Genomic DNA, 16,090 nt, shown 5'->3' on the forward strand with positions numbered 1-16,090 from the left:
CGTCACAATTTTACTATGAGAATTTATATTATTTAAACAAAGAGCAAAACATATAAATATATTTTGCTCTTTGTTTTATGCTATTTTTTCATTATTATCCTCTTCAAATCTAAACCTCCCATGAGTAAATCCTTTAAACATTTCAAAAGTTAAATTATTAACTCTCTGATCTTCTTCAATCCAACTAGTAAATAACTTAAATGGTTCTTCACTAAAATATTTTGAATTTATACGTGGGAATCCCTCTAATACATTAAAACCTTCTCCCATAGCCCTTTTCACTTCTTTTAGATTATACCTAAAATAGTATCTATGGTCACTATTTAGAATTTCCCCTATTACAAAATCATTATTATCATCACTTTTCCATATAAGATTGATTTTATTACTCATTATAATCTCCTCCTTCACTCGTTTTCTTATAGTTGAAATCTTTTCTTTATTCTAAAATATACTTTAAAACTTTTTAATACACCTTTTTTCAATTATCCTCTTTATTAATTCTATGTTTTCATTATGAAATTTATTTCTATTTTAAATAAAATAAATTTCATAAGAATAAATATTTGATTTATATACTATTAATTAACCTTTATTAGTATATAACTATGTGACCTTAATTTCAAATATATTTACTGTTACCTAATATATTCTTGCCAAATTTCATTTTTAAATGCTTATCCTATTGAATAATAATTAAATGATGTTATAATTAGATTTGGTTAAAAAATTAACAATGTCATGAAATTAGGAGGGATTTTAATGTTTACTTTTGATACATCGCTAAAAAAGATTAAGCATGAGGTTCTAAAGCAAATAGTTACTTTATCTATTAATGATAATCTTAACACTAAAGAAATATTTAATATTCATAAATTTATAGTTGATAAGGATACTCCTACATATAGATGCTGTATTTTCAAGGAGCGTGCCATAGTAAACCAAAGAGCTAAACTGGCTGCCGGATATATGCCTATAGAAAATGAATATAGTGACCTTATTGATATTAAAAATAATGAACAAATCATGTATGTTATTGAGGCAGCTTGCGATAGATGTCCTATAAATAAATATACTGTTACAGAGGCTTGCAGGGGGTGTATTACTCATAAGTGTAAGGAAGTATGTCCAGCTAATGCCATGATGACTGTAAGTGGTAAATCATATATAAATCAAGAGCTGTGTAAAGAATGTGGGCTTTGTAAGAAGATTTGCCCTTACAACGCTATATCCGAAGTTCGTCGTCCTTGCAGAACTTCCTGTCCAACTGGAGCTCTTAGGGTAGATGAAAATAGTAGACGTGCTATTATTAATGAAGATGATTGTATTCAATGTGGAGCTTGTATGACAGCTTGTCCTTTTGGTGCTATATCTGATAAAAGCCTTGTTGCTCCTGTATCTAAAAAATTGTATCAGAAAAAACATAATATGATTGCACTTGTAGCCCCATCAATTTCAGGACAGATGGGTAATAATGTTTCAATAGGTCAAATTAAATCTTCATTAAAAGCTATTGGATTTTCTGATGTATTTGAGGCATCTTGTGGTGCAGATATGGTAACAATTCACGAAGCTAAGGAATTTGTGGAGAGAACAGAAAATGGACATACGTACATGACTAATTCTTGTTGTCCAGGCTTCTTTAGCTATATTGAGAAAAAGTTTCCTACTGAAGTTTCTCATATCTCTAATACAGTATCTCCAATGATAGCAATGGGACGTGCTATTAAAAATCAAACTCCTGATGCTAAAGTAGTGTTTATTGGACCATGCACAGCTAAGAAAGCTGAAGCTAAAAGACCCGATGTAGCTGGAGTTATTGACTATGTACTAACCTTTGAAGAGCTTTGTGCTATGCTAGATGCTTTTGATATAAATCCTGAAAGCTGTAGTGAAGAAACTCTTGAAGATGGTTCTACTTTAGGCAGGGGTTTTGGTATGGCTGGAGGACTTACCGCTGCTATAGAAAACTATGTAAGTACAGAAAATATTTCTGTAGAATTTAAACCAGTAAAGGTTTCAGGTCCTACAGAAATAAAAAAAGCTTTAAGTATGGCAAAAATAAATAAATTACAAGGTAATTTTATAGAAGGAATGATGTGTACTGGTGGATGTATAAATGGTGCTGGAGTATTCTCAGATCCTACAGTCGCTAAAGGAACCTTTATTAAAGAAGGTAAAAGTTCATCTATCAAAAATGTATCTGATAATAAAGCTAATAAACTTATGGATAATATATCCTTAGATAGATAAATGCTAATAAAAAAGTGGATTTTTAAAAATCCACTTTTTTATTATAAAAATTATATTTTGCTTAATTTTATTTATTTCTTACAAGAATCTCTTTCAACTATGGTATATGGTAATCTGTAATAACTCTCTTCTACTGGAATTTTATTTACAAGCTTTATAAGAAGTCTCATTCCTACGGATCCCATATCGTATAGCGGACGAGAAACTGTAGTTAGCTTAGGATAAAATACTGCTGATAATGCTATATTGTCAAAACCTATAACATCTACATCTTCTGGTACTCTAATCCCTTTTTCTCTTAAAGCATTTATAACTCCAAGAGCTGATTGATCACTTCCACATAAAACTGCATCCACTTTATTATCTTCTATAATATGAGTTATTCCTTCAAACCCGTCCTGATATTTTAAACTTCCAAGATAAACTAAATTTTCATTGAAACAGTTCTCTTCGTCCATGGCATCTTTATATCCATGATACATTTTTTTATATTCAGTAGCATTCTCTTTAATATATCCTAAATATGCTATGTTTTTATTATTTTTTGAGAATAGATAATTTACAGCATCATAAGCGGCAGTATAACTATCTATTCCAACACTAGGAACATCTCCTTCTTCATCCATAGCACCTATTGATACTACAGGAGTACCAACAGATTTTATAGCTGCCTTTATCTCTTTATCTAGACGGTCTCCCATATATATTATACCGTCTACCATCTTCTCTCTTAATATATTAAAACTTTCTTTTTCCCTACTCTTATCCAGATCAGTATTGCATAGCATTATATTATAATTATAAATACTTGCTAAGTCCTCTGCACCTCTTACAATCTCAGGGTAAAGGGAATTTGATATATCTGGTATTATTATACCAATTGTGCTTGACTTTTGAGTCTTTAAGCTTCTTGCTAAAATATTTGGTCTATAATCTAACTTGTCTATTGCATCTAGAACTCTTTGCTTTGTCTCTTGATTAACTACATCTATATCATTTAGTACTCTTGAAACTGTGGCAATAGAAACATTTGCTTCTTTTGCTACATCTTTAATTGACGCTGCCACTATATATCACCTCTCTTATTATTCTGCATATTTTTAATACATATATACCTTATTTAAACTATAAAGTAAAGTATAATTATAAAGCTTAGATGGAGCAATCTATTATTATATCAACTCCATCTACACAACTTAATATTTTAACTTAAAATATTATCACTAAACTCTCTCTACCTGTAATAATAACTTTTCACCATTAATTTTAACTTCATTTATAGCCTTATCACTGTTATAGGCTACAGTTAATGCTAATGTATCTTTCTTTATTTGATTTTCAAATTTTCTTATTACATTTTCTAAAGCTTCATTGCCAGCAAAGTATAAGTTTATCTTATCTGAAACTTCAAAGCCAGTTTCTTTTCTCATATTTTGTATTTTACTTAGAACTTCTCTTATATGGCCTTCTTCTCTAAGTTCTTCTGAAATATTTGTATCTAATACTACACCTATTTCACCTTCTCCAGCAAAAGCAAATCCTTCTAAGCCTTGCATTGTTACAAGTAGATTTTCTTTGTTCAACTCTATTTCAGTTCCATCTACATTTATTGTAACCACTTCACCATTATTTACTCTTTGTGCAAGATCCATTTGATTCATAGAAGCGATGCCTTTTCTGATTCCTGGAATCATTTTTCCATAAGCTTTTCCCAGTACTGGAAGATTAGGTTTTATTTCAAAATTAACATATTTAGAAAGGTCTGCTCCTAGCTCTACTTGTTTAATATTAAGCTCATCCTTAACTATATCTCCATAATATTCTGGAAGTGAATCTACAGATACAAGCATTTTTCCAAGTGGCTGTCTATTCTTAATATTAGCCCCATTTCTTGCACTTCTTCCAAGCTTAACTATCTTATAGGCCTTATCCATTTCATCTTCTAATACTGTATCTACATCTGCTTTAACGTATTCTGGCCATTTACATAGGTGAACACTCTCTTGTGCATTTTTATCAAAAGCAACAACAAGGTTTTGATATAATTCTTCTGTTATGAATGGTATAAATGGTGCAGCTATCTTTGAGAATGTTACAAGTACTCTATATAAAGTCATGTATGCACCTATTTTATCCTCTGTAAGCTCTTCACCCCAGAATCTTGCTCTATTTCTTCTTACATACCAGTTAGATAATTCATCTACAAAATCTTCTAGTTCTTTAGCACCTTGAGTTATTCTATAATTTTCTAAATGCTCATCAATATTTTTAACTAATGTATTTAGTTTAGACATCATCCATTTATCCATTACATTTTCTGATTTAAAATCATTATAATCTATTGGATTGAAATTGTCTAAATCTGCATATAGAACATAGAAAGAATATACATTCCATAGTGTTCCTATGAATTTTCTTTGAGCTTCTATAACAGCTTCTTCATAGAATCTTGATGGAAGCCATGGTGCACTACCAGTATAGAAATACCATCTTAAAGCATCTGCTCCTTCATTTTCAAGTACTGTAAATGGACTAAGTACATTTCCTTTATGTTTAGACATTTTAAGTCCATCTTTATCTAAAACGTGTCCTAGTACTATACAATTTTCGAAAGGATTATTCTCAAACACAGTTGTAGAAATAGCAAGTAGTGTATAGAACCATCCTCTTGTTTGGTCTACTGCTTCAGAAATAAACTGCGCTGGGAAGTTTGCTTCAAATAATTCTTTATTTTCAAAAGGATAGTGATATTGAGCAAAAGGCATTGAGCCTGAGTCAAACCAACAGTCTATAACTTCTTCAACCCTTGTCATTTCTTTTTGACAATGTGGGCAAGTAAGATTAACTCTATCAATATATGGCTTATGAAGCTCTATTCCCTCTGGTACATTTACACCTTTTTCCTTAAGTTCTTCAACACTTCCTATTAGCTCTCTGTGACCACATTCACATTCCCAAATTGGAAGTGGAGTACCCCAATATCTATTTCTTGAAATTCCCCAGTCGATTACATTTTCAAGGAATTTGCCCATTCTACCTGTTTTTACATTGTCAGGCATCCAATTTATTTTATTATTATTTTCAAGAAGTTGGTCTCTTACTGAAGACATTCTTACAAACCAACTTTCTCTTGGATAATAAAGAAGTGGTGTATCACATCTCCAGCAATGTGGGTATGAATGCATAAACTTCTCACTCTTATAAAGTATATTATTTTCTTTTAAATAAGCTAGAATCTTCTCATCTGCTTTTTTTACAAATATTCCAGCCCAAGGAGTTACTGCAGGAACAAAGTTTCCTTCTCCATCTACTAGATTAATCATAGGAAGGCCGTATTTCTTTCCTATTTGATTATCGTCATCTCCATAAGCAGGAGCTATATGAACTATTCCAGTACCATCTGTTAAGGTAACGAAGTCTCCATGAACTATATAAAATGCTTTTTCTTCAGGAACTTCGAACTTAAACATTTGCTCATATTCTTTTCCAAGCAATGTTTCTCCTTTAAATTCAGCCACTACTTCGTACTCACCTTGAAGTTTATTTAAAAGAGTTCTTGAAAGGATTAGATATTCACCTTCATGTAAAACTTCCACATAATCATAAGACTTATTAACAGCAAGAGCAACGTTACTTGGTAATGTCCAAGGAGTTGTTGTCCATACTAATACATACTTATCTTCATCTTTTAATTTGAATTTTACATAAGCTGAGCTATCCTTTACATCTTTATAACCCTGTGCTACTTCATGAGATGATAATGTTGTTCCACATCTTGGACAATAAGGCATTACCTTATGACCTTTGTATAGTAAGTCCTTATTCCACATTTGCTTTAAAGCCCACCATACTGATTCTATATAATCATTATGATAAGTTACATATGGGTTTTCCATGTCAACCCAGTATCCAAGTCTTTCAGACATTTCTCTCCACATTTCAACGTAAGAGAACACACTATCTTTACATTGAGTAACAAATTCTTCTACTCCATACTTTTCAATCTCAGGTTTTCCTGAAATTCCAAGTTTTTTTTCAATTTCAAGTTCTACTGGAAGACCATGAGTATCCCATCCAGCCTTTCTTAAAACCTTATATCCCTTCATAACCTTATATCTTGGAATTATATCTTTCATAACTCTAGTTATAACGTGACCTATGTGTGGTTTACCATTAGCTGTTGGTGGGCCATCATAGAACGTAAAATATTCACCTTCATCATTTAAGTCGAAGTTTTTTTGTATTACGTCTTTTTCTTCCCAAAGCTTTAACACATCTTGCTCAATGTCCATAAAAGACTTTGTGTTATCAATTTTCTTATACATATATTTTCCTCCTTACATAGTTTATCTGCACCATTTCTGGCTTATCTCATGGAATTCTTTAAATATTGTTAAGCAACTATAACATCAAATTAATTTAATAGTAGTTCACCTTAATTTTATCCATAGCATCCATTAATTAATCCCATATACTATGATACAGCTTATTATAATGTTATAACCAATAAAAATTAAAACTCCGCCCTACTAAGGACGAAGTTACTTCGCTATACCACCTACAGTGTTAATAATTTCGGATACTAACATATCCTATTCCTTAACGCAGAAATACGGAAAAACTTACTAAATTTCAGTTATCAGCTCCTAGGTGATTTTCCTCTAATTATTCGCTATGGGTTTTCACCTACCCCCACTCTCTTTAAGCTACCTTTTAGAGTACTGTCCTATTCTTAGCTTTTATCTGTACTACTTTACTAACAGAATTCTTAGTATCAGTATTTTTGATACTTAGAAGTCGTTGTACTTTAGTATAAATTAATTTTACAACTATTATATTATATAAAATTTTCAATGTAAAGGGCTTTATCTCTAATAATATATTAAAATCTTATTCACTCTATTACAATTGTTTATAATCTTATTAATATTGTCATCCTATCAGTATATTAAAGCTGTATTTGAATAGACTTTTCGTATATCTAGGCATAAATTGAGTAAACCTGTTAATAATTAAAATAAAGCTAGACAATTAATTTTGCTTAATTTAGGAGGTGATAATTATGATAATTACTTGGTTTGGACATTCTTGTTTTCTCCTTGAAAATTCTTGTGGAGAAAAAGTTTTAATGGACCCTTTTAATAAATGTTTAGGTGGGACTCCCTATAAAGGCTCTGTAGATATAGTTACTATAAGTCATGACCATTTTGATCATAATTATACTGATTTGATAAATCCTGGTGCTATGATTATAAATACCCCTTGCTTATACGAAAGTTCTTCTATTAAAATCCAAGGAATTCCATCATACCATGATAATATAAAAGGTGCTAAACGTGGTAATAATATAATTTACATAATAGAAACTGATAATTTAAGACTATGCCATCTAGGTGATCTTGGACATATGCTATCAGATAAGGAACTAGATTTATTAGGTACCCTAGATATACTATTCATACCTGTAGGAGGTAACTTTACTATTAACCCTGAAATTGCTGCTAAACTTTGTAGTAAAATTCAAAGTAAGTTAGTTATTCCAATGCATTATAAAGTTCCACATATAGATTTCCCCGTTTGTGGAATAGAAAAATTCATAGCATTCATGAAAAATGCTATGAATTTAAATTCTCATACACTGACTATAGATACCCCTTTAGAAGGTGTAAATATGGTTAAGATTTTTGAACTCTAATTACTAACCAAATTAGAGTTTTATAATGTCTTTTCAAACTTCTCACCTATGTATTTCCATGAAAGCTTAAGCATGATTACTTCTATATTATAGCTTTAATAATTCTGGTGATAGCCAAAGCAATAAAGACTTTATTATAGAGAATCATAAGCCAAACTGTATTTAATATTATATTAACTATTACAGCTATAAGCGTGCTTGCAATTATAAATCTTCCTGTTGTTTTAGGCCTCTTGTATAAAATTAATCCATATATTATTCCTACAAGAACTGCACTTAATGTGAATCCTGGGAAAAATAGTTCCTATCAAATCCTCTATTCCTGCTACTAATCCACCATATATCGGTCCAAAAAGCATAGCAGCTAAAGCTATTGGTATAAATGAAGAAGTAATTTTTAAAATTTCTAGCTGTATTGCAAAAAATCCAGATAAGATAGGTGTTATTGCAATAAATACAGCCCTGTATACTATTTTTTTAACTGTACTAATATTTTTATGTCCCTATACTTGTAGCAATTTATTTTCTTGCTCTTTTTTTAAACTCTCCATGACCATCATCCCCTCTTCATACAAGATTATAATTTGTTTTAGCATATAAATTTTCAAATTAACCTATTCAACTATAGTTGAGAAAATTTCATAACACTTATTTTCAATTATAAAAATTTATAAAAAAATAGAGACGAACTTCACATTTTGTTGTATAAGTTATTTTGCGAACAATCTTTAACAACAGGAGTAAAGTATATGTCTCATGAAAATATTTTATCAGAAAAATCACCAATAAGCTAATTTTTATTTAAGCTTGGACTTTTTTACACTTCGCAGAATCTGTATTAACGCATATTGAGGAATTCTAGTAATTTACCCCAAAGGTATTGAAATTCAGATTAAACAATTTACTCAATATATTGAGAAGAATGATGTTTGTCTTGTTACAGTGAACTATTACAAATAGTCTTATATCTATCTAATATAATATGCTATAATTTAGTAAGCTAAAAGATATTTACTAAATTGGGGGCGATAAATTGGGGAGCGATAGATTAGGTGAAAATAATTATAGAAATGATTATATGGACATTGCAAAAGGTATTCTAATTATACTAGTAGTAATAGGCCATAGTGGATTTAAATATTCAAAATATATATATTGGTTCCATATGCCAGCTTTTTTCTTCATAAGTGGATACTTTTTTAAAGAGATAAATGGATATAAACAATTCGCAATATTTACAAAAAGAAAAGTAATTAAAACTCTATATCCGTATATATTATGCCTTATTATAATTGCTATTTTGAACTATTATATATATCCATTTAAGATTACATCAAAATATGTTAAAGATCTTTTATATGGTGGAAGACTTCTTCAAGGTTCTTATGGAGTATTTTGGTTTGTTACATGCTTATTAATAACTCAAATTATATTCGGTGCATTAAATACAATTACAAAATCAAAAAAACTAACTTTTGTAAATATATTTATTCTTTATTTATTGGCGCATATTGAATCTTATTATATATGTGTAAAAAACCATAGTATAAATGTGCCCTTAAACTTTGATGTAGCCCTATTTTCACTTTTATTTTTTTGTCTTGGATACTATTCTAAAAATCTTCTTATTAAAACGTTTAGTTTAGATAAAATAAAAATACTTTTAATTACTATATTTACAAACACGCTTTGTATATTCCTTATTTGCTTGGATTATTCTAAAAAGTTTAGCTACTTACTAGACCTAAAATATGTTAGATATAATCATGTGATTCTAGATATTATTATTCCAATATTATTCATAACAACCATTATACTTGATAGTTATTTTATTAAACAAATGAAAATGTTACAATCTATAGGGCAAAATTCTATTTGGATAATGTATATACACATTCCAATAAATTATTATTTAAGGAAATATTATAATTATAACTGGCTTATATTTTCTATAATAGGTATAACAATACCTGTATTGTTTTCTAGTATTTATAAAAAGTTTATGAATACTAGAAAACAACATTTAAATTGCAATAATAATATTAATTGATATTAAGTTAATTATAATGAGTTTATTTTTTACTGCTGCAATTAATTATACAATCTAAGTTTTAACAAAGGCTTAATAATTTACAGGAATGAAGTTAAATTTTATCTAGCTTTGATGAATTTAGTTTCATAATAAATCAATACTCAAAGAAATATATACTTATTTATTGTTATTTGTTGTTATATATCATTATTTGCCTTATAATTTAAGTAATAATATGAAATATATTCTATGGAAAAACATTGTTGAGAAAGGACTGTGAATTAATGAATGATAAAGCATTAAAAGTTTTATGTACACTTGCAACGGGCACAGCCATTGCTACTTCTATGCAAGGTATAGCTATAGCTGATCCAGCTCAAACTTCAAATTCTTCATACAACTCTACAATTACAGGAACTATAACTGCAGATGTATTAAATATAAGATCAAATCATAATACTAGTAGTAGTATTATTGGTAAAATAAATTATAATACTAAGGTATCAATTCTAGAGATATCAAATGGATGGTATAAAATTAAATATAATAATACTACTGGTTGGATTTCTGGAGAATATGTAAAACTAGATAGTAATTCTAATACAGTACAATCGTCCAATACTGGAATTGTTACTGCTACTGCCTTAAATGTTCGTTCTGCAGGTAATACTAGCAGTAGAATTATTGGATCTCTTTCTAAAAATGCCAAAATACAAATAATATCTACTAGCAATGGTTGGCATAAAATTAAATATAATAATACTACTGGTTTCGTTAGTGCTGAGTACATTAATACTTCTTCAAGTAATTCAAACTCAGGTAATGGTAATACTAATAATAACGATAGTAACTCTTCTGATAGTACCGTTAAATCTACTGGTATCGTTAATGCAGATACTCTAAATGTTCGTTCTGGAGCTAGCACTAGTAATAAAATTATTGGTTCCCTTGGCAAAAATGCTACAGTACAAATAATATCTACTAGTAATGGTTGGCACAAAATTAAGTATAATAATACCATTGGCTTTGTTAGCTCTGAATATATTTCCACCTCTTCAAATAATAGTAATAATTCCTCTAACAACAATACCGTTATATCTACAGGTATTGTTAATGCTGATGCTTTAAATGTTCGTTCTGGTGCAAGTACTAGCTCTAAGATAGTTGGTACTCTATATAAAAATTCTAAAGTTGAAATATTATCTACTAGTAACGGGTGGCACAAAATTAAATTTAATAGTGATACAGCCTTTGTAAGTTCAGAATTTATATCAAACAGTAATAATACTGAAACTACTCCTGGTACTGGTACCGTTACACCACCTGAGGTAACTCCACCTTCTCACACTGTGGAAGGTAAAGTTGCAATTGTTAATGCTGATGCTTTAAATGTCCGTTCTGGTGCTGGCACTAGTTATGGTATAGTTACTACAGTAAGATATGGTAGTAAGCTACCTATAATTTCTTATACTAATGGTTGGTATAATGTTAAGGTGGGTAATACTACTGGATACATTAGTTGTGACTATGTAACCATAGCTGATGAAAATCAATCATCAAATCCTATAGTAAAGGAAACTCCTCTTATACAAAGCAATTATACTGGAGAAGATATAGTTGCTAAAGCTGAAGAATACCTTGGAGTTCCATACCTTTGGGGTGGATTTACCCCTGTAGGCTTTGATTGTTCTGGGCTTGCTCAATATGTGTACAAGCAACTAGGAATATACATAGAAAGATCTACATACTATCAAGTACATCAAGGTATCATCGTTGATCGTAATCAATTAAAACCTGGGGATTTAATTTTCTTTACTACTAACGATGATGATCCTAATGATATATCTCACGTAGGAATCTATACGGGTAATGATTTATTTATCCAAGCTCCTAAGCCTGGTGACTGCGTAAGAGTTTCTAATTTAAATTCTGCTTATTATAGTAATAGATATTATATTGCTAAACGTATAATAAAATAGTATAAAAAGTTTCAAATTGAGAACACTATAATTAATATCTAAGAAGTTAGATATGGTCAAATATTTTGAAAGGAGATTCCGTGCTTATCTTAGTAATACTAAGATTTAATGCCCTCGAGTACACGACCAACAGGAGTAGCACCGCAAAACTGAGTATGTTGAAAAGGGTGCAACTATTAAAGTTGCTTAACGGAGATTATATGGAAGTAGGAACAGTAAAATGGTTTAATAGTGAAAAAGGGTTTGGCTTTATATCTATGGAAGGTCATGAAGATGTATTTGTACATTTCTCTGCTGTAATGGGAGATGGCTATAAGGTTCTTGATGAAGGACAAAAGGTTCAATTTGAGATAGTTAGTGGGGATAGAGGCCCTCAAGCAGCAAATGTTACAAAAATATAGATATATATTTTAAAGAAATATGTATTATTCATCATTATAGAGACACGACTTTATTCGTAGTCTCTATTTTATTTTATATAATCAACCCATGTTGAACTATAAAACTATGTATGATATTATGATTATATAAAATAATATTATTGTGCTAGGGGTGCTACGGCTGAGAAATGATTTTTCATTACCCTTTACCTGACCTAGATAATGCTAGCGTAGGGAAGCGATTAATAAGCTTAAGTTAATACTTAGTTATTTAGCCGTGTTCTTACGAACATGGCTTTTTTTATAAACAGAGTTCTTTGCTTCAGAGGGAGTTTTTACTCCCTCTGAAGGTTAGAAATCGTTATCCAGGGTCGTAGCCGCTCTTTGCTCCCACTTTGAAGAAGATGGGAGTATTAAAGCGGGTAGTCATCGGATAAAGTAATAAGACAATACTTCAGCTTCAACATTAGTCCTTAGCACTACTTAATTAAAGGAGGACTCTTTATGGAAATCTTAGAAAATATCAAAAATATTCTAGCTAGTTGGACAACTATTGCCACCTTATTTGGTGTCCTGATTCTATTTTGTGTGTTTATAAAAATTAAGCATATCAAATTTACTTCTAGATTAACAGCTCATATAGCACTAGCAGTTGCAATGTCTATAATTCTTCAATTTTTTAAATTTTTCGAATTTCCTTATGGTGGAAGTGCAACTCTTGCTAGTATGTTACCTATAATATTAATATCCTTAATTTATGGACCTACTATAGGAATGTTCACCGGTTTTGTGTATGGTATATTAAATTTTATTATAGGACCTGCATATATACTGCACCCTATCCAAGTTCTTTTTGACTATACTCTTCCTTTTATGGCAATTGGGCTTTCTGGTTTTTTTAAGAATAACAAGTTCTTAGCTATAGTAGTAGCTTTCTTTGTGAGATTTATATTCCACTACATAGCCGGAATAATTTTCTGGGGAAGCTATGCTGCTGAATATCACTTAACTCCAGCAGTATATTCACTAGTATATAATGGTCCTTACATTCTTATAGATTGTTTAATTTGCATAGCAGTATGCTCAGTTATAAATTTAAATAGTCTTACAAAACGATTAGCTCCATATATTAAGAATTCTACATTAGACTAATTTTAAAAGGCTATAGCATGATCATTAAAGAATTATCATGCTATAGCCTTTTCATTATCATATTTATTTCTTTATCTTATCTTTTAGAACCCTTCCGGCTTTTCTTCACTTATGTTAAACTTCCATTCTCCATGTTCATAAACGTTATTTATATAATAGCTAATTGATGAAGCATTCTCAGCCTTTTCAAATGTAACAATACCTTTATATTTTTTAGAAGTATATCCTTCTGTTTTTATACTCATAACTACATTAAAGTCATCCTTGCTAACAGAATCATCCATAAATGTTACTGAGTTAAGTTTATTTGCTTTTTTTCTAAACTCTTCAATTTCTGTGGATATCTGAAAACGTGCAGCCATATTATCACTAAAGATATTAATTCCAACCTTCCCTGCATCTTTATTAGCTGATACATACTTATCTATACAACTTAAAATAGACGTATAATACACATACTTAAAGTCGATAGGTTTTCTTATGTTCGCAAAGTTCTTTATAATGTCATTATCTAGTCTCTTAGAAACAATATATTTGTTATCATCATTATAAAAATTTGCCCCGTCTTTTTTATCAAGACCAGCTACATAATTAAAAGTTTTAACATCCGTTGGACTCTCGTATATCTCCAAAGTATAGTCTGGATCTAAAGTTGATTTTTCCTCAACTACACTTGCACTGGATAATATACTATATATATCATTTATTACATCTTCATCAGTAACAGTAAACTTATAACTTTTATCTCTAGTACTCTGAATTGTAACCTTCATAATATTTCTTTCTTGCATATAATTAAAATCACTATTTCCTCTTATACCACAAGCGGAAATTAATAATGATGCTATTACTAATAATATAATTACTAAATTTCTTTTTATTCTTCTCACCTTTGACCTCCACTTGAAAAATTTCAATAATTTTTCATTCTTTATCTTATGTTTTATTATAATAGTTGTTATGCATTAAATCAAATAACTCTTTTACTTTTCAAAGGAAAAAGTTTCAACTATATTTTGAAACACCACTTGTGTATTTTCTCTAGTTTTTTTATCACTAATTATAAATGTTATTTTAGCTACATAATCATCATATGGAACATAATACTCATAGGTTCTTTTTATGTTATCTTTACTACTCTTTAAATCATACTGAATATAATCTAATTCTCTATTATCTATCTTCACTTTCTCTTTTTTATAATCTTTTATTCCCATCCCTTCTACATCTGCTATGCATTTATCTATTATAGCTTCAACACCTTCAACACTATTTATAAGTTCTATAGAACCATAAGTATTAGCATCCTCTGAAACAAACTCATTTAAGTATACATTCTTACCATCTTTATTCTCTCTTATTGTAGTTAACCAGCTACTAGGTAACTTATATTTTATTTTACCATCTAGAATGTCATATTGTTTAAATTCAACCATACTATTCTGAGTTAATGTAGCTGTTCTTAGACTTTCTTCAAAGTATTTTCCAAATCCTAATATAACTATCATAAGCCCTGCTAGTATTATTGCTAATCCTAATTTTCTCATATTATCATCTACTAATTTCATATGTTACCCTCCCTCTATTAATATACTATGTACTTCTTTCAAAAAATAGAATAAACTCCGAACAAAATTCGGAGTTTTAAATTCATATATTCATTTATCTCTTAACTGGCACAACAACAGTATTACCTTTTATATCATAATACATTAACCAATGACCTGTTTTATCATTATCTTCATCTGGCATGAAAGTTACAAAACCAGTCTTTCCTTCATATGGTTGATCTACTAAATTTCTTGTTCCTGGTATTGCATATATGATATATTTTAAATTACCTTCATCATCACATTTGTATCCTACCATGAAATTACCATGTCGTGATATATATGGATAATAACAAATCATAGGATAGAAAACTACAGAATATTTATTGTAATCATAAACACAATACATATCCTCTAATTTTTTTACATGAGCTTTATACCAAAAACAGTTTTTAATATTCTCATTTGCACCAATCTTTTCCAAACCATAAACTACTTCTTTAAAGAATTTCCCCTTAGCTCCAATTGGATAACTTTTATCATTCCATTCGCATTTTTTATGTTTCTCAGGCTTGCAATCTTCATATTTTTTCTTTATAGATTCATCATCACATTTATTTTTCTTTTTAGAATGTTTTTTTCTATAATCTTTTAATCTTTCTATTTCTTTTTCATACTCTTCAAAGATTTTATTTTCCTCATTCCTATAGCCTTCATCATCACTATCTAATTGTTCATTTAATATGTCACTCTTTACCACAGGTTTAATCTCTTCAACATCTATAATATCTACTTCATCATTTATATAATCCTCGGAACCTTTAGCTTTTCTTTGACTACATGTATTGCCTGATACCCTATCATAGTCACTCCTTGTATCTGGCATTGTATTACTTAAATTATCTGTGTTATTATTCATGTCACACATACTAGGATTTATGCTACCCATAGGATTGCCCGCTTCATTAACAGTAGTTCCTGGTGCTGGATTATTAATGTTCATAGGATTAGGTGTATTTAAATTCCCCATATTACTGTTCACGTCACTC

The 16,090-nt window shown here is 29.7% G+C and carries 12 protein-coding genes, 1 pseudogene, 1 riboswitch and 1 other annotated feature; of the genes and pseudogenes, 6 read left to right on the forward strand and 7 right to left on the reverse strand.

The window, feature by feature from the left end; translation table 11 throughout:
• Positions 1-75 precede the first annotated feature (75 nt).
• Positions 76-393, reverse strand: coding sequence for a hypothetical protein (locus tag ABDZ93_RS07145; RefSeq protein WP_343825021.1), 318 nt, complete (start codon positions 391-393; stop codon positions 76-78).
• Positions 394-762: 369 nt separating this feature from the next.
• Here ABDZ93_RS07145 and ABDZ93_RS07150 point away from each other — a divergent pair, with 369 nt between their 5' ends.
• Positions 763-2,253 carry a 4Fe-4S dicluster domain-containing protein gene (locus ABDZ93_RS07150; protein WP_343825023.1) on the forward strand — a complete coding sequence of 497 codons (1,491 nt, stop codon included), beginning with the start codon at positions 763-765 and terminating at the stop codon, positions 2,251-2,253.
• A 71-nt stretch (positions 2,254-2,324) separates the two neighbouring features.
• Here the strand turns inward: ABDZ93_RS07150 and ABDZ93_RS07155 are convergent, their stop codons facing one another.
• Together ABDZ93_RS07155 and ileS are read right to left on the reverse strand one after the other, a co-directional pair.
• Positions 2,325-3,320 carry a LacI family DNA-binding transcriptional regulator gene (locus tag ABDZ93_RS07155; RefSeq protein WP_343825024.1) on the reverse strand — a complete coding sequence of 332 codons (996 nt, stop codon included), beginning with the start codon at positions 3,318-3,320 and terminating at the stop codon, positions 2,325-2,327.
• Between the two features lie 156 nt (positions 3,321-3,476).
• Positions 3,477-6,578, reverse strand: a complete 3,102-nt coding sequence (gene ileS, locus ABDZ93_RS07160; protein WP_343825026.1) for an isoleucine--tRNA ligase — start codon at positions 6,576-6,578, stop codon at positions 3,477-3,479.
• Between the two features lie 203 nt (positions 6,579-6,781).
• Positions 6,782-6,996, reverse strand: a binding site (T-box leader).
• Between the two features lie 319 nt (positions 6,997-7,315).
• On the opposite strand from ileS, the gene ABDZ93_RS07165 reads away from it, so the two are divergent.
• Positions 7,316-7,948 carry an MBL fold metallo-hydrolase gene (locus ABDZ93_RS07165; RefSeq protein WP_343825028.1) on the forward strand — a complete coding sequence of 211 codons (633 nt, stop codon included), beginning with the start codon at positions 7,316-7,318 and terminating at the stop codon, positions 7,946-7,948.
• 224 nt (positions 7,949-8,172) lie between these two features.
• On the opposite strand, the gene ABDZ93_RS20070 is transcribed toward ABDZ93_RS07165, so the two are convergent.
• Positions 8,173-8,439, reverse strand: a complete 267-nt coding sequence (locus ABDZ93_RS20070; RefSeq protein ID WP_425544760.1) for an ECF transporter S component — start codon at positions 8,437-8,439, stop codon at positions 8,173-8,175.
• 542 nt (positions 8,440-8,981) lie between these two features.
• Here ABDZ93_RS20070 and ABDZ93_RS07170 point away from each other — a divergent pair.
• The 4 genes from ABDZ93_RS07170 to thiT all read left to right on the forward strand — a co-directional run bounded on the left by ABDZ93_RS07170 (position 8,982) and on the right by thiT (position 13,491).
• Positions 8,982-9,998 (forward strand): acyltransferase family protein, encoded by a 1,017-nt coding sequence (locus tag ABDZ93_RS07170; protein WP_343825029.1) that lies wholly within the window; start codon positions 8,982-8,984, stop codon positions 9,996-9,998.
• A gap of 266 nt (positions 9,999-10,264) precedes the next feature.
• On the forward strand, positions 10,265-11,959 hold the full coding sequence (locus tag ABDZ93_RS07175; protein ID WP_343825030.1) for a C40 family peptidase: 1,695 nt from the start codon (positions 10,265-10,267) through the stop codon (positions 11,957-11,959).
• A 200-nt stretch (positions 11,960-12,159) separates the two neighbouring features.
• The gene (locus ABDZ93_RS07180; RefSeq protein WP_343825141.1) at positions 12,160-12,360 is read left to right on the forward strand and encodes a cold-shock protein; all 201 of its coding nucleotides are present in this window, start codon (positions 12,160-12,162) and stop codon (positions 12,358-12,360) included.
• Between the two features lie 137 nt (positions 12,361-12,497).
• Positions 12,498-12,593, forward strand: a riboswitch (TPP riboswitch).
• A 250-nt stretch (positions 12,594-12,843) separates the two neighbouring features.
• The gene (thiT, locus tag ABDZ93_RS07185) at positions 12,844-13,491 is read left to right on the forward strand and encodes an energy-coupled thiamine transporter ThiT (RefSeq protein ID WP_343825031.1); all 648 of its coding nucleotides are present in this window, start codon (positions 12,844-12,846) and stop codon (positions 13,489-13,491) included.
• A gap of 83 nt (positions 13,492-13,574) precedes the next feature.
• Here thiT and ABDZ93_RS07190 read toward each other — a convergent pair whose 3' ends face one another.
• From ABDZ93_RS07190 to ABDZ93_RS07200, 3 genes and pseudogenes are all read right to left on the reverse strand, one after another.
• Positions 13,575-14,381: a YhfM domain-containing protein gene (locus ABDZ93_RS07190; protein WP_343825032.1), complete on the reverse strand. Its 807-nt coding sequence runs from the start codon at positions 14,379-14,381 to the stop codon at positions 13,575-13,577.
• Positions 14,382-14,474: 93 nt separating this feature from the next.
• Positions 14,475-15,059, reverse strand: a complete 585-nt coding sequence (locus ABDZ93_RS07195) for a hypothetical protein (protein ID WP_343825034.1) — start codon at positions 15,057-15,059, stop codon at positions 14,475-14,477.
• 94 nt (positions 15,060-15,153) lie between these two features.
• Positions 15,154-16,090 (reverse strand): annotated as a pseudogene (locus ABDZ93_RS07200) (hypothetical protein); the annotation flags it as partial.

This window comes from Clostridium subterminale (assembly GCF_039521425.1).
GTDB classification, from domain to species: Bacteria; Bacillota; Clostridia; order Clostridiales; family Clostridiaceae; genus Clostridium_J; species Clostridium_J subterminale.

Excerpts from the sequence above, each read along its gene's own strand:
- ABDZ93_RS07150 (WP_343825023.1), top strand. The coding sequence starts at position 763 with ATGTTTACTTTTGATACATCGCTAAAAAAGATTAAGCATGAGGTTCTA.
- ABDZ93_RS07165 (WP_343825028.1), top strand. The coding sequence starts at position 7,316 with ATGATAATTACTTGGTTTGGACATTCTTGTTTTCTCCTTGAAAATTCT.
- ABDZ93_RS07195 (WP_343825034.1), bottom strand. The coding sequence starts at position 15,059 with ATGAAATTAGTAGATGATAATATGAGAAAATTAGGATTAGCAATAATA.
- ABDZ93_RS07145 (WP_343825021.1), bottom strand. The coding sequence starts at position 393 with ATGAGTAATAAAATCAATCTTATATGGAAAAGTGATGATAATAATGAT.
- ABDZ93_RS07180 (WP_343825141.1), top strand. The coding sequence starts at position 12,160 with ATGGAAGTAGGAACAGTAAAATGGTTTAATAGTGAAAAAGGGTTTGGC.
- thiT (WP_343825031.1), top strand. The coding sequence starts at position 12,844 with ATGGAAATCTTAGAAAATATCAAAAATATTCTAGCTAGTTGGACAACT.
- ileS (WP_343825026.1), bottom strand. The coding sequence starts at position 6,578 with ATGTATAAGAAAATTGATAACACAAAGTCTTTTATGGACATTGAGCAA.
- ABDZ93_RS07175 (WP_343825030.1), top strand. The coding sequence starts at position 10,265 with ATGAATGATAAAGCATTAAAAGTTTTATGTACACTTGCAACGGGCACA.